The organism is Klenkia taihuensis, from assembly GCF_900112525.1.
GTDB lineage: Bacteria > Actinomycetota > Actinomycetes > Mycobacteriales > Geodermatophilaceae > Klenkia > Klenkia taihuensis.
In genome coordinates, this window is the sequence record NZ_FOMD01000005.1 from 104181 (window position 1) to 118197 (window position 14017).

The window sequence follows — 14017 nt, forward strand, 5'->3', positions numbered from 1 at the left end:
CCGAACGGACCACGATCCACGTGGCGGACCGGCCCCGGTGCCGTGGTCGGGAGGTCGTGGTGGAAGTCGGACATCAGCCGAGCGAGTCCCCGGCCACCCCCGGCATTCCTCGAGACCATCATCGGGCGCCCCGACGACGCGGCAGGCCGACACCGAGCGGGATGCACGCGGCGGCGAAGCCGGAGTCCTGCGCCAGGTCCAACCGAAGCGGCTTGAACCCGCTGTTGGTGATGCTGGACTCCAGCCGTCGTCCGAAGTCGCTGATGGACCAGGTCGCGGGCACCGTCACCGCGGCGGCCACCGCAACCCGCACCAGCGCGTTGCCCTCCGCGAACCGGATGTCCCGGCCCTCCACCCTGGCGGCTTCCTGCCGGTGCGCTGCGCGCACCCGGAAGCCCCCACGCCGGCGGATCTCGTTGGTCAGCTCGGAGCTCATCGACTCCCCGCCGATCATCCTGTCCGCCCGGGTGTGGCTGATCGGTTCGAAGAAGACTGTCACCGAACGGCGTTCACCAGCGGCCGTCGGAACGAGGACGGGGGCCAGCGCACCCATGACCGCCCCCTTGTCGGGGAGCAGCACGGTGCAGGTGACCGACTGCCATGCGTCGTGCTCGTAGTGGCGCCGTTCCGGGGGCGGCGCGGACGACGGGCCGGCCAGGGCCATCGGCAGATCGGGCTCCTCGGTGGTCAACCGGGCGCGGTCACCGGGCGCGAAGCCGGTGCGGACAGCAGCTGCGAGGCCGGATGAGTCGAGCCACGCCACCGACGAGCAGCCGACAGGTCCGAGCAACCGCGCCTCGAGCTCCGACATGAGGCCGTACAGCACGCGCGCTCGGCCGTCCGTCCCGCCGCCTGCCTCCCTGGCGAGCCTGGAGATGCGCCGTTCCGGGACCACGACCGTCACGAAGGCCTCATGCCGGACCCCGGCCGCGGTCATGATGTCCGCGAGCTCGTCGATCACCGCATGCGCCAGCGCCGGTGCGTCTGCCCGCCGGTTCGCTGCCTGCCAGGCAGACCGTTCCGCGCCGTCGTCCGGCACGGTCCGCACCTGCAGCGCGAAGGACGAGACGAGCTCGCCGGTGGCGGTGCTCTCCAGCAGCTCCGCCAGGCCGTGCCCGAGCCGCGTCCGGGTGTCGGCCTCGGCCAGGCCGATGCCGGGGTGGGCGATGCGGGCCACCACGGACCAGGTGCGTTCACGGTCGTCCGAGACCACCGCGGGCCGGCAGAGCAGCGGGCCGAACGGTGGTCCGTCGTGGGTGCGGATCCCCGACAGCACCCCCGGCAGATCTGCGTCCTCGAGGTCGTCGACGTCGCCTGCCGCGGACCGGGACTGCCAAGAGGTCCACCCGAGAGCCGCGCCGACGAGCCGGTGGCAGGCATCCCACGACCAGCGCAACGGAGTGCGGCCGCGCACCGGCACGGCGACGAGGACGACGAACACCGCCCACACCGGGGTCCACGCCGCGGCCACGGCCCACCGCTGAGCGCCGAGGGCCGCGAAGACGGGTATGCCTGCGGCCGCCGCGCCGACGCAGGTCCCGACGCCGAGGCCGCCGAACGATGCGCCGCGATCGACGGACCAGGAGCCATAACGAACCGGAGTGCTCACGGCTTCTCCCCTGCGGGCGGCGCGGTGCCGGCCGGGGCGGGGCCGGCTGATGGCCATGGGTCAGGCCCGGGGATCGGCGGAGGCGCGGGAGACGTCGAGGTCCCGCCCCCGGCGTCCCTCGTCGCACCACCGACGCCCGAAGGAGCTGATGCCCGTTGCGAGCGGCGTTGCCCGGAGCCAGCCGGGTAGCTCGGATGACCGACACCTCCCGCGTTGAGCACGTCTGCGGCGAGGTCCACCGTGCGGTGCGCGACTGCGGCGACGACGCCCACACCTGCCGCCGCCGCGCCGCCGACCGCACCGGCTGCTGCCCCCAGCCGCCCGACCGACTGCGCCTCCGCAGCGGCCTCACCGTGCGACCGGCCGTCTCCGACGCTGGCAGCAGCAGCCCCGCTGCCATTGCCGTGACCACCACTCCGGGCGATGCCCGACAGCCCGCCCGCGTCGCTCCACGACTGTCGGAGTGCGGACCCCGATGCCGTACCGGGGTCGACGAACGCGAGCAGGCGGAACAGGACGAGCGGGCAGACGGCCCCGACGGCCACCATGACGGCGCCGACGACGGCCGTCCCGGCGGCCTGCGCGGTGGAGTCGCCGTTGCCGGCGACGACGCCGGCCGAGAGCTGCACGCCGATGCCGAGCATGAGAGCCGCCGTCGGTGTGATGAGCAGGCTCGCGAAGAACCACCGCAGGCTCTTCCAGAACCAGGACCGGGTGCTGTCGCTGAGCAGCCCGCCGGCCGAGATGGGCGCGGTCGCGATCAGGATGATCAGGGCCGCCTCCCGGACGAGCGCGATGATCACGTAGAAGAACGCCGCAGGGATGACCAGCAGGAGCGACGACAGACCGAGGACCGTGGCCGCGGTGGCGTCGACGACGTCACGAGGCCAGGAGTTGGCGGGGTCGACGGCGGACAGGCTGTCCACGTCCAGCATCGCTCGAAGGATCCCGCGGGCCAGTTCGGCCGCGGCGAGGATGAACCCGCCGGCCGCCCCCAGGTAGCCCACCCAGACGAGACCGAACTGCAGCACCCCCAGGACCACCCGGCCCAGCGACCGGCCATCCCGCCGCACGAGGGCGAGGGTGAGCTGGACGAACATCATGACGACGGCGACGCTGGCGCCCAGCCACAGCGTGGTCGGGAGGACCGCACCCATCGGCCCGGTCTCGGACACGTCCGGTGTGGTGAGTGCATCGATGACCCGGAGGGCGAGACCGAGCAGCCACAGCCCGGCGGACCAGATGCTGACCATGGCTGCTGTCCACACGTCGGCGACGGCCTCGGCGGCGAGGTCGCCGAGCCAGCTCATGGGGTTGAGGTCGATCGCGACGACGTCCTCACCCATCGTGGAGATCCCGGTAGCCGACGGAGATGGCGAGGTCGGTTCCTGGCCACACGGACGGGGGCTGCGCCGGTTCCACTCCCGGGCCGATGAGCCACCGGTCGACGGACCAGACCATCCGCTGGCAGTCCGCGACGGCGCCGCGTGCCGTCTGGTCGAGCGTGACGTCGAGCTCGAAGTCGACGCAGGGGACGACGAAATGGGGTCCGACGGTGCCCTTGATGAGCCCCATGAGGGGGGTCATGACGATGGCGAGCCGGTCGGACCCGCCTCCGGAGACTCCTGTTCTGTCGAACAGGGTGGCCATGGCGTGCACGACCGACCAGCTGGTCGTGGTGGGCCCGCCCGGCAGGGCCCAGGCCCTGATCACGTCCCGGGCGCCGGCCAGGGAGCCGGACTGGAACGCGGTCCGGTCGATGGCTGCTAGCTGCGCCAGGGCACCCTCGGGCGTGGCGGGGAACCCCGTCGGGACGCCCGCCGGCCCGGTGGTGGTCGGCGCCGGGAGCACGATGGCCGGGCCCGGGTCACGGGTGGAGACCGGGCCGGGTCGCGCAGCGGACTCGTCGACCACGGGCATGGGTCGATCGCTGAGTTCGTCTCGCGCGCTCCGAGGGTCAGTCCCGCTCGGGCCATCCGACGCACCGGACTGCGGCACGGGCGCCGCGTCGGCAGCGACGGGTTCGTCCGGTTCGACGGCTCGGACAAGGCCCACCGCGGCCGCCCCGACGAGGACGACAACGCCCACGGCGACGAACCCGATCAGCCCGACGAGGCGTCGGCGGCTCCAGCCGGTGCCGGACGAACGCTGCGCTCGGCGGGCCATCAGCAGCCCGTCCCGACGATGGACTGCACGATCACGTAGCCGACGACGTAGAGGATCGCGCCGACGACGCAGATGAGGATGCCGTCCATCCCGAGGCGCGCACCGCGGGGGTGGTGGGTCACCCGCCCCCAGATGAGCATGCCGACGCTGGCGAAGAAGCAGATGGCCAGCACCGCCAGCACGCCCCACTTGACCCAGGACGTGATCTGGTCGGCGTAGACCTGGACCCCGGGAGGGGCTGCCGGGCACACCGCGGCCGCCAGCACGAGATCACCGAGGCCGCCGCTCACTGGATGGCTCCGTCGATGCGACGAGACCCCGTGAAGGGCCCACGGTGCAGGTGACCGACCGTCTGCGCGAGCGAGAGCAACTGGGCACCGGCGGCGACCAACGCCCGTGGCAGGGGCCGGTCCGTCAGGCCGGTGACGTCGAGGCGGGCGTCCCAGGGAACCGAGACGACGAGACCTGCGCTGCGGAGATTGTCCACCGCCGGACCGACCGAAGCCCGGACCTCGCGCGCCCATCCCTGCGGCCCGACAGCGGCGACGAGCAGCGGGCGGCCGGCCAACTGCCGCAGCCGCTCCTCGACGAGGCGCACCCCTGGGACGTTCGCCCGGCAGACCACGATCGTCGGCGAGCCGCTCGCCGACCTCGACTCCGCGGTTCCGAGGTCCAGCACGGTCAACCCGTCCTGGACCAGGTGGCTGTCCCCGTCGCGTGCTGGGCTCTCGCCGAGGGCGCGGCGCTCGATCACGACAGCGTCCCGCCGTCCGCGTAGCCAGGTCCCAGTCGGGTCGGTGCCCAACTCCACGGCTGCCGCTGCCACGAGCCCCGAACGCCCGGGGGCGGCTGGGTCCAGCAGGTGTACGGACTGACCGGCGGCGCCGGCCGCATCGGCCAGGGCGAGCGCGACTGTTGAGGACCCAGCACCGGGGTGACCGGCCATGACCGACACCTGACGCGACCCATTGCTGCTGCTCGGGCGAGGGGTGATGTCGGAGCAGGGGTCCGCCTCGCCGGCCACGTCACCCCGGACCTGGGGTACCTGCCGACCGAGCAGCTGTCGCATGACCTGCTGCACGTCGGCGACGGACAAGGGACCTACGGGCTGCTGGTCGACCCCCAGGACGCGTCCCACGGAGACCGGTCCCCCGACACCACCGGCGGCGCTCACGCGACCGCTGCCAGGTAGTCGCGGGCGACCGCCCGCAGCGTCTCCAGCGTCCTGCGCCGACGGCGGTACAGGGTGCGGGTGGAGATGCCGTGCTCGGCCGCGACGATGTCGTCACCGCCGGATGGGTGCAGGTGTCGGCCCCGCTCGGTCGCGATGAGCAGCTCCAGCTCGCGCGGGTCGACCCCGGAGTCGACAGCCCACTGCAACAACTCGACGACGTCGACGTCGTCCGCCTCCGGTGTCGGGACGGCGGGCTGCAGCCGGGTGATGTCGCCGTCCGCGGTGAGCACCTCCCCGCGCTCGGGGTGACGTCGGTTCCTCGGCCTCAGCTCGGCGAGGACTGCGTGCCGGGTGTCGTGCCGAAGGTTCGCGGCGATCGACCGGGGTCGGCGTCGCCACGGGTACCGGCGGATCTGGCAGGCCAGCTCACCGGTGACCACGGCGACGATGTCCGGACTGAGGTCCTGAAGCTGACGGACCGTGGTCCACACCAGGCCGCTCAACAGGTGGAGCAGCAAGGCGAGCGCGTCGTCGTCCGCGCCGTTGTCGGCCGCGGCCCGCCTCACCAGTGCGGCGAGGACGGCGTCGCTGCGCTCGTGGTCGCTGGTTGCCGCGCAGGCCTGGACGACGTCGGCGACGGTCGAGGTGGCCCTCAGTGCGGGCTCGGTCTCCGCCCAGCGCTCGAGGGTGCGGCTGGCGTCGACGCGGACGACGAGCGCCGGCCAACTGCCGACGATCGTGGGGTCGTGGAACATGCGGGTGCCTCCGGCATCAGTGGATGCCGACGACGTTCCGAAGAGACGTTCGAGCGCCCGTCACCCCGCTGCCTCGTCCGGCATCCGTCACCCCGCCCGGTGGCGACGTCGAGCCGGGGGTGACACGACCCGGCCGGGGTGACAAGGCCCCGCGAGGGTGACCGCTGCAGAACCTCCCGTGCGGACTGCAGGCAGTGACGGACACGCCCGCGAATCACCCGGCGGGGTAGTCCGAGCGCTTGAACCTTCGGCGGCACACTTACCCGGACCACAGGCTGACCTCGTGACGAGCCCGGCTGGCCTGCCCCGACCACGGCGCGCCGCGCCGGGAGGTCTGGCCGGGCCGGTACCGGTGGCGCTCGCCAAAGCCGTCGAGCAGGTGCCGGCCGCCGACAGCCTTCCTGGAGGCTGCGCGTACGAGCTGAAGTGGGACGGCTTCCGCCTCGTCGTGGTGCGGGAGACGGACGGTGCTCGGCTGTGGTCCCGGCAGGGCAAGGACCTCACGGCTCGCTTCCCCGACATCGCCCGCGCAGCGACCGCCCAACTGTCACCCGGCACCGTCGTCGACGGCGAGGTGGTCATCTGGGCCGACGACCGGCTCGACTTCGGCTTGCTGCAGCGCCGGCTCGTCATCGGCCTGTCCGGTCTGCAGGCGCTGGTCCGCGCGCACCCAGCGTCCCTCGTCGTCTTCGACGTCCTGTCGAACGCCGGCCGCGACGTGCGACGCCTGCCCCTGGTCCAGCGTCGTCGGAGGCTGGAGCGCCTGGCGGCGGACTGGTCACCGCCGATGCAGCTGTGCCCGCAGACCAACGACCGGGACGAAGCACTGACCTGGATGACCGACTACCGGCCCGCCGGCGTGGAGGGCCTCGTGGTCAAGGCCGCCGGCGGTGCATACCTACCCGGCAGGCGGGACTGGCTCAAGGTCAAGTCCCGGGAGACCACCGAGGTCGTCGTCGGCGGCGTCCTCGGCTCCCTGGAGCGACCCAGCCAACTGGTCGCCGGCCGTTACCTCGACGGACAGCTGCGCGTCGTCGGCCGGTCGACCCCGCTGAACCGGGCTCAGTCGGCCGAACTGGCCGCGGCGCTGACCCCGGCCGACGAGGACCACCCCTGGCCCGAGCGCATCGGCACCGGCGCGTTCGGCGGGGGTCGGCTCTCTGTGCCGATGCTGCGGGTCGAACCGACCGGGGTGGCCGAGGTGTCCGCCGACGCCGCGCTGACCGCTGGCGTGTTCCGGCACCCGCTGCGGTTCGTGCGGATGCGCCCCGACCTCGGGCCCGCGGACGTGCCCACCATCTGAGGACTCGTCCGTCGACGTCAGGTCCGTTGAGACCGTCGCCGGGCGCCGGTGCGGGCCGCACCGACAGGACGCAGCGGAACGTCGTGTGCATGCAGAACGCGTCGTACGGCGGTCTGCGAGCGGTCGACGAGCTCACCGATCTCCCGCAGCGACCGGCCCTGGGTGTAGGCCGTGACAATGTAGGCGTCCAGCCGCGCGCGCAGCTCGCGATCCAGGAACCTGCCGTCGACTGAGGTACCGGCGAACTCCGGCTCAGGTGCCAGCTGTGGCCTCGGCGGATAGACCATCGACGTCGCTCACTCCCCCGCAGGCCACGGCACCAACGGCGGGACCGGGTCACCCACGTCGCCGACGACCCCGGTGCTGCGGTGCTCATGGCTACCGCCGGCGTGGGCGATGGCGGCGAGCAGCAGAGCCAGGCGCGGCCGGTCCAGGCCTGCGGCGAGGTCGCCGAGGGCCACCGGCTGACCTTCGGCGAGGGATGCGGCTGCGCGCAGCAGACGCAGCTGGCCGGCCGACCCCACGATCCGCCCTTGCCGGACCGCCGCGTCCAGGTCTGTCCAGGCGACCTGCGCCCAGCCGATGCCGGCGGGCCGGCCTGTCGGTGGTCCTGCGGGGTCGTCGTCGTAGTCCACGGCGATCAGCTCCGCGCCGGCAAGGGTGGGCAACCAGTAGCCGTCGTTGACCAGCAACAGCACGGCGGCCTCGGCGCTGTAGTCACCAACCGCGACGCGCAGCAGCGCGTTCTGCAGGTCGACAGGGTCCAGGTCGACCGCGCGAGGCGGGAACAGCACGGTCCTCACTGCTCCTCGTGATCGACAGGACTGGCGGCCCACGAGTGTGCCCGCCGCTGGGGCTCCTCGGCGGGGGTGTCACCCACGGGGGTCAACGCGCAACCGGTCAGATCATCCAGCCGGCGGACGACCCGCGGTGCGCTGAACTGCCCCCTGCCAGACCCAGCAGCGCAATGTCTCGGTCCCGACGTCCACCTCGACCCCTACGGCGTCGTCGGTCCATCGCCTGACCCGGACCGGGCAGCGGATGTCGGCGTCGCCGAAGCGCAGCCAGGCAAGCCCCCACATCGTCGCCCGCTCGGGGGCGATGGATACAGCCTGGTTGTCGAGATCGAGCTGCTCCTCCGTCAGGCTCTGCAGCCGCCCCTGCAGGCGGATCTCCTGTAGCCGGCGTTCCTGCCCACGCCGTGCACCGGCGTCTGGATAACGACGGTTCGTCCCCACCTGGACAGATTCGCACATGCGTTCGATAGTTGCCGAGACGGCCGCGCCGTGCGGGGCTGAGAACCTGTATCGGGGTGTCCTCGTCGTGGGTCCCGGCGGGCCAACCCTGATGGCCTGACAACCAGGAGTTGCACGCCAATCCGGGTCACCTTGACGCGCGTCAGACTTGGCGTGTGCACAGACAGGCGCGGTGATAGCCGCCCGATGGGTGCGCGATGCGGGTTTCCTGTCGGTGAGCACCGCAATGATGGGCGCGTGCTGGATTGGGCTGCGTATGACCCGGCGAAGGTGGAACGCGTCGCCAAGATCCTCGTCCGGGAGGCCTGCGGCGCGACCGGTATCGATGGCAGCGGTGGAGACCTCGCGCAGGACCTTCGGCACGACGGCCCAGACGGGCTGACCATCTACGAGGTCAAGTCCTTCGCCAAGCGGCTGACGTCTAAGCAGAAGCGGCAGATCAAGGCCTCGCTGGCGCGCGCGGTCGAGCTCCATGAGCCGTTCAGCTGGGTCCTGGTTATCCCGCTGGACCCGACCACGGCGGAGCTGGACTGGTTCTACAAGCTGAAGTCGGAGTTCTCCGACGTCGTCTTGGAATGGTTCGGCTTGGACTGGCTCGACGGCAAGGTCGCCGGCCGGGAAAGCCTGATCAGCTACGTCGAGGGAGCGAACTACACGCTGCTGCGGCGCGCCCTACAGGCCGGTGCTGAACGCGAAGCGCTCGCGACCGGCAACGACTACCTGGCCCGGCTGAATTCTCTGCACGACCTCGGAGACACCATCTCGCCTCACTGGCGGCTCGAGGTCGGCGACAGCCCGTGGGGCCCAGCGACCACCCTCACCGCGCAGCGCGAGGACGCCCCCACCGAAGACCCCGTTGAACTCACCCCACGCTTCCGGTTCCCCGGTGAGGACCCCGAGGCTGTCGAGGCCCACGAGCGGCTGCTGCGCTGGTTCCGTTTAGGCGGCGACGTGGAAATCCCGGGCCGGTTCGTCGAAGAGGTGCGCGTCACCGCGGCCTCGGAGGCGACCCAGCGGCTGCTCGGCGAGCCCAGCCGCCAGGTGAGCCAGCTGCGCCTGATCAGCATCCCCAACAACACCGGCCTGCCGCTCCGCGGCACCCTGGTCCTTGAGCGGCCCGGAGTCACCGACACCGTGTCGGTGCCATTCGCCTTCACCCAGCGGGTCGGCGGGCACAGCGGGTCCACGCTGACCGGCACCGATGACAGTGGGCTGCTCGAGGGCACCCTGGAGCTGGTCGAGGAGGGCGAGGGCACCGCCACCGGCTCGCTGACCCTCAGCCTCAAGCCGCTGGCCAGCTCCTACCCCCACGACGCGCTGCCCGGCCTGCGGCTGGTGGCCTTCGCCCGCAGCGGGGACACCCTGTCCTTGCGCCGCGGACCGGTGCCGTTCATGTCCTGCGGAGCGGCCGGCAACGCCCCCGAGGGCATCCCCGAGCTGTACCAGCTCGTGCAGGCACTAGAGGTGCTGCAGGGCCATCTGGGCACCCTGGTCCCCATTCCGGCGGAGCTGCCTACCGACCAGGAGGCCCGGGAGCTGCTGGCGATGGCCGCTGCCCTCAGCGGCACCCCGGGCCAACTGCCCTACGACGGGCTGAGCGCACCGCTGACCGCCGGGACGATCCGGGCCTTTTTGGACTCGGTGCCACCTGGACCGGGGGTCATCTACGCCGCCCCGGACAGCTTCACCGTCACCCTCGACGGCCACACGTACAAGGTGCCCGGTCTGGCCCTCTGGTCACCCTCGGTCGACCTGACCAACCGTGACGAGCTCGAGGCCCTCGCCGCCGCCGATAATGTCGAGGCCGTCGCAAGGTTCACCTGCACGGAGGGCAAGAAGGTCTTCATGATCCGGGCAGCTGACCAGCTAGGTCCGGAGTACCGGCCCATCGTCGGTCTGCCTTCCGCCGGCTGACCGTTGCGGGGGCACGCCGTCGTGGTTGCCCTCCGGCAAGACTGGCAGGCAGGCGCAGCCCGCCGTGCAGGTAGTGGAGGGCACGCAGCAGCTCCCGCTCGACCAACCTGCCGGAGTGCCGGTGGCTGCCGTGCCGCTGCAGCAGGTCGTGGCCCGTCAGGTGCCTCGGGCGAGCGGTAGTGCGTCGAGGGGCTTTTGCTCGCCGATGAGGCGACTGGCGGGCCACGGGGGCTCTTAGACCATCGAAGGATCATTCATCGCCGCGAACGGCGGAAAAGGACCTCCGCCGTTCGCGGGGGCAGGTCCTCCTCCACCTCGGCATCGTGGTTGGCGAGGATCCGCGCGACGAAGGCGTCGGCCTCAGCACTGTTGCCGAGGGCATCGCACGCTGCGACCAGGTCCAGCAGGGGCACGTCCTCGTACGTCCCTGACCGGAGGGCTACCTGCGCCGCGGCGATGGCCCGCTCAGGCTCTCCGTTGCCGAGGTGGTGGGTGGACACGACATGGGCGACGTCGACGATGACCGCGGCGAGTTCGAGGTCCATCCTGTTGCCGTCGTCGAGCAGCCAGCCGTATCCGCCCACACCGCGAACACGCATGTCCGGGAGCTCGAACGGGCGGCCCCGGACCAGGTCCAGCGCCGCGTGCAGATCTGTGATCCCGTCAGCGCCGCGGGCCAGCCCCCGGGCGCGCAGACGCCGGAACAGGTCCGCGTCCACGAGCGCACCCTTGATGCGGTACCGGCCGCCGGCAGCTGCGGTCAGCCCGGAGGGCAGGAAAGCATCACCGTCCTCGTCCGTCCCGAGCCAGGTGCGGACGACGGAGATGGACTGGCGGACCTTCGTCTTGCCGATGACGTCGGGCTCGTCCGGCCAGAGTGCCGTGGCGTACTGCTCGCTCGTCGCGCCATCCGGGCGTGTCGCGAGGTAGGCGATCACCTCGGTGTAGAACTGGCGCCTCGGGTTCCGCTCCGGCAGGCGTCCCTGTGCCTCGACACGCACCGGCCCGAGGATGGTCAGCTTGGGACGACCGGACCGCGGGTTATTCCAGTGGGCGAGGTCGCGGTCGAGGTTCGGGTCCCCTGACGCGGCTGCTTCGCGTCGTGCCGGCGTGGTCGCGGGTGCGAGCACGTGGACGTCGGGCGAGGTGGTCGCTGCGGTGGCCAGGTAGGCGTCGTCCGGTAGAGGCAGGACCGAGTCGACGAGACCCTCGACCACCTGTGGGCGGCTGCCCCTCGTCTCGTCGGCTGGCTCGCCGTCCCCCCAGTGCCCGGCTGCGACCGGGCTGCCGGCGTCCCCGGGCGAGGGCGCGTGGTCCGGCAGACCAGCCGCGTGCGCGAGCAGCTGGGCCAGCGGAGCAGCCTCGTCGATCGGCATCTGATGCGCCACGACTTCGAGCCCCAGCTCGGGAACGGCCAGGACGCCGGCGTCGTCGATGGTCGCCCGCAGCCCTGGACCCCCTGCGTTCGTCGCCATGACGAGGGCGAGACCAGTGCGGTGACCGATGCCGGCCAGGGTGTCCTCGAGCTGCAGCGTCTCCGCGGAGTCGTCGCCAAGCAAAAGGACCCGCGGCGCCCAGGCGTCGGGCTCGATGTCGTCGACACGGGCGCGCAACGCATCCGTCGCTCCGTCGGTGGCGGCCGCGCGGCGATCAGCGAGAAGCCTGCCGAACTGGGTCACCGCGTGATCCCCGCTGTCGTGCAGCCGGAGACGATCGGGGTTCAGCTGGCTCAGCTCGTCGCCGACGCCCACTGCGTCCACCAGGAGCATCTCGGACCAGGTGTTGTGGGCGAGCTCGGCGGCGATGTACCGGAGCAGGTCGGCCGCCCGTTGGGGGTCCCCCGCTATCCGGAGCACGCCCGCCTGCTCGAGGTCGAGGAGCCAGTGGTCCCCCGTCCGTGAGCGCCCCACCGATACGAGGCCGGGGAACGGTGCAGGGCCTCGCCCGCCTCGGTGATGATCAGGTGTATGCGCCTCCCGGCTCAGGGACCAGCGCGTACCTGCCGCGTCCGCGACCCACGGTGCCGGGGCGGCATGCATCGGTTCCGCGAGCCGCACCAGCACGGCCTCCGCCGACACGCTCACCGCCAGGATCTCGGGGAGCGCCGTGGAGGTGCGGTCGCGCCGGGCCAGGCTTCTCAACGCCCTGTCGAGGAAGGCGACGTCGACGCCCTCTGAAGCCACCAGCGAGCGTTCGACCGCGGCGAGGTGGGGTGGCGGCACCGGGACTGCCCGGCCCGGACGACGATGCCGGAACTGACGCCGGCGGTACCTCTGGAGGGCCAGGAAGGACACCGCCCCGAGCACAGATGCGACGCCGGCCGCCGCGGCGACCACCGCGCCGCTGTCGACCTCGGATTCGGACGCCGTCCCTCCGTCGGACGGCGCTGTCGTGCCCGGAGCTGACGAAGGGGTCGGTCTTGGGGCCACTGACGTCGGCGTCGGCGGAACGGCTGTCGGAGATGCCGGGGGGCTAGGGGTCGAGGTCGGCGGGGCGGACGAGGGCGTGCCCTCGCTGGGCGGCGCTGGTGCGCTGTCACTCGGACCCGGGGCCGGATCTTCGGGATCAGGGAGGCCTGGAACTGTGAGTGTCCAGCCTGGATGGATAAGGTCCGGGTCGTCGAAGACCTCTCCCCCGGGCTCGGTCCGCCCGGCGTTGGCCTCCCACACACTCGGCCAGGTCGCGCCGTCCCCGTGGGCGTCCTCTGCGATGGTCCAGAGGCTGTCGCCTGGCTCGACCACGATGTCGACAGCGGGGGCGTCCTCTACAGGCGCCTCGGCTGTGCTCAGCCCGACGGCGTCACCCGGGAAGGCGAGGGCCGTGCCCGGGACGATGTGGTTGTCCGGCCCGATGCGCCCCTCGTTGAGCGCGACGATCTCCGGATAGCGAAGAGGGTCACCGAGGTGCTTGTCGGCAAGCGCCCACAGGGTGTCGCGGCGCTGCACTACGTACTCGGGTCCGGTTCCTGCGTCAGCCACGGGCGCTGTCCGAGCCGCCTCCGGCGGAGCCTGCTGGGAGACCGCCACGGCCGCAGCGGCGACCGGCAGAGGGGGCCGGGCCGTCGCCGAGGATGCGGCGAGCGGTGCCGCCGTACCGGACACGCTCAGCCCGACGACCACCATTGCCAGCAGAGCAGCTACCGGGCCCTGCACACCGGCCAGTCCGGGTAGCCGAGGCGCAGGGCGTGAGCGGATGAGTGCCCAGACCTCCGCGGCGGTCGCGAGGGTGAAGACCAGCCAGCAGAACCACGCCCCCGCCGCGAGGACGGCACGCAGTACCTGGCCGTCGTCCCGCGAAGTGAGCACCGCACCGACCTCGTGGACCGACGGCGCCGCCATCGGGCCGAGGCCGAGGAACACGAGGAGAAAGGGCACGCCGGCGACGACCCCGAACAGCAGCGCCAGGGCACCGAGTCCCCGCATGACCCTGGCGATGGTGGTCATCGGACCGGCTCCCCGTCGACGAGACCCACTTCGAGCTGAGCACTGTGCGTGCGGGTCTGGCGGACCGGCAGGCCGAGCAGCGGCGTCGAGTCCGTGACGGTGACGGTCACCTCGACCAACCCCGGCCCCTGCACGCGGACCGACCCACTGGCCCCGGTCTGCCTCAGGTAGGCATCCGCGGCAGCGACAGCCAACTGGGTGTCTCGTGAGCCGCCGGTCGGCACCGGTCCCACCGCAATGGCAGCAGCCCTGGCCGCTTCGGCGGAGGCGCTGTCGGCCCTGTTGGCTGCCTGGATGTTGGCGCCGGCATCAACCAGCGCAGTCACGACGATGCCTGCGACGAGGACGACGGAGCAGAACAGCACCGACACCGACCCCCGCTCGTCCCGCGTCGGGT

General features: G+C 72.1%; 13 protein-coding genes. 2 read left to right on the forward strand and 11 right to left on the reverse strand.

Features of this window, described 5'->3' with window-relative positions:
- Window positions 1-118: 118 nt before the first annotated feature.
- The 6 genes from BM158_RS19525 to BM158_RS19550 form a co-directional block, all read right to left on the reverse strand.
- Window positions 119-1609: an SCO6880 family protein gene (locus BM158_RS19525; protein ID WP_229827360.1), complete on the reverse strand. Its 1491-nt coding sequence runs from the start codon at window positions 1607-1609 to the stop codon at window positions 119-121.
- Window positions 1606-2955 carry a type IV secretion system protein gene (locus BM158_RS19530; RefSeq protein WP_091563608.1) on the reverse strand — a complete coding sequence of 450 codons (1350 nt, stop codon included), beginning with the start codon at window positions 2953-2955 and terminating at the stop codon, window positions 1606-1608. The genes BM158_RS19525 and BM158_RS19530 overlap by 4 nt, the downstream gene beginning before the upstream one ends.
- Entirely contained in the window at window positions 2948-3775 is an 828-nt protein-coding gene (locus tag BM158_RS19535) for a hypothetical protein (protein ID WP_091563610.1), read from the reverse strand. The genes BM158_RS19530 and BM158_RS19535 overlap by 8 nt, the downstream gene beginning before the upstream one ends.
- Window positions 3775-4065, reverse strand: coding sequence for a hypothetical protein (locus BM158_RS19540; RefSeq protein WP_091563613.1), 291 nt, complete (start codon window positions 4063-4065; stop codon window positions 3775-3777). The genes BM158_RS19535 and BM158_RS19540 overlap by 1 nt, the downstream gene beginning before the upstream one ends.
- Window positions 4062-4529 carry a hypothetical protein gene (locus tag BM158_RS21595; RefSeq protein ID WP_131802085.1) on the reverse strand — a complete coding sequence of 156 codons (468 nt, stop codon included), beginning with the start codon at window positions 4527-4529 and terminating at the stop codon, window positions 4062-4064. The genes BM158_RS19540 and BM158_RS21595 overlap by 4 nt, the downstream gene beginning before the upstream one ends.
- Before the next feature lie 416 nt (window positions 4530-4945).
- Window positions 4946-5704, reverse strand: a complete 759-nt coding sequence (locus tag BM158_RS19550) for a hypothetical protein (protein ID WP_091563618.1) — start codon at window positions 5702-5704, stop codon at window positions 4946-4948.
- A gap of 283 nt (window positions 5705-5987) precedes the next feature.
- Here BM158_RS19550 and BM158_RS19555 point away from each other — a divergent pair, with 283 nt between their 5' ends.
- The gene (locus BM158_RS19555) at window positions 5988-7007 is read left to right on the forward strand and encodes an ATP-dependent DNA ligase (RefSeq protein WP_229827359.1); all 1020 of its coding nucleotides are present in this window, start codon (window positions 5988-5990) and stop codon (window positions 7005-7007) included.
- Window positions 7008-7024: 17 nt separating this feature from the next.
- Here the strand turns inward: BM158_RS19555 and BM158_RS22895 are convergent, their stop codons facing one another.
- From BM158_RS22895 to BM158_RS19570, 3 genes are all read right to left on the reverse strand, one after another.
- Window positions 7025-7294, reverse strand: a complete 270-nt coding sequence (locus BM158_RS22895) for a helix-turn-helix domain-containing protein (protein WP_091563620.1) — start codon at window positions 7292-7294, stop codon at window positions 7025-7027.
- A 9-nt stretch (window positions 7295-7303) separates the two neighbouring features.
- Window positions 7304-7810, reverse strand: coding sequence for a hypothetical protein (locus BM158_RS19565; protein ID WP_308430541.1), 507 nt, complete (start codon window positions 7808-7810; stop codon window positions 7304-7306).
- Between the two features lie 102 nt (window positions 7811-7912).
- On the reverse strand, window positions 7913-8263 hold the full coding sequence (locus tag BM158_RS19570) for a hypothetical protein (protein WP_131802086.1): 351 nt from the start codon (window positions 8261-8263) through the stop codon (window positions 7913-7915).
- 237 nt (window positions 8264-8500) lie between these two features.
- Here BM158_RS19570 and BM158_RS19575 point away from each other — a divergent pair, with 237 nt between their 5' ends.
- The gene (locus BM158_RS19575; protein ID WP_091563624.1) at window positions 8501-10177 is read left to right on the forward strand and encodes a hypothetical protein; all 1677 of its coding nucleotides are present in this window, start codon (window positions 8501-8503) and stop codon (window positions 10175-10177) included.
- Between the two features lie 254 nt (window positions 10178-10431).
- Here BM158_RS19575 and BM158_RS19580 read toward each other — a convergent pair whose 3' ends face one another.
- Window positions 10432-13620, reverse strand: a complete 3189-nt coding sequence (locus BM158_RS19580) for a LysM peptidoglycan-binding domain-containing protein (RefSeq protein WP_091563626.1) — start codon at window positions 13618-13620, stop codon at window positions 10432-10434.
- Window positions 13617-13991: a hypothetical protein gene (locus BM158_RS19585; protein ID WP_229827358.1), complete on the reverse strand. Its 375-nt coding sequence runs from the start codon at window positions 13989-13991 to the stop codon at window positions 13617-13619. Before BM158_RS19585 ends, BM158_RS19580 begins: the two co-directional genes overlap by 4 nt.
- Between the last annotated feature and the right edge of the window lie 26 nt (window positions 13992-14017).

Coding starts and splice junctions, on each gene's coding strand:
- BM158_RS19580 (WP_091563626.1), bottom strand. CDS start 13,620: ATGACCACCATCGCCAGGGTCATGCGGGGACTCGGTGCCCTGGCGCTG.
- BM158_RS19535 (WP_091563610.1), bottom strand. CDS start 3,775: ATGGCCCGCCGAGCGCAGCGTTCGTCCGGCACCGGCTGGAGCCGCCGA.
- BM158_RS22895 (WP_091563620.1), bottom strand. CDS start 7,294: ATGGTCTATCCGCCGAGGCCACAGCTGGCACCTGAGCCGGAGTTCGCC.
- BM158_RS19530 (WP_091563608.1), bottom strand. CDS start 2,955: ATGGGTGAGGACGTCGTCGCGATCGACCTCAACCCCATGAGCTGGCTC.
- BM158_RS19550 (WP_091563618.1), bottom strand. CDS start 5,704: ATGTTCCACGACCCCACGATCGTCGGCAGTTGGCCGGCGCTCGTCGTC.
- BM158_RS19570 (WP_131802086.1), bottom strand. CDS start 8,263: ATGTGCGAATCTGTCCAGGTGGGGACGAACCGTCGTTATCCAGACGCC.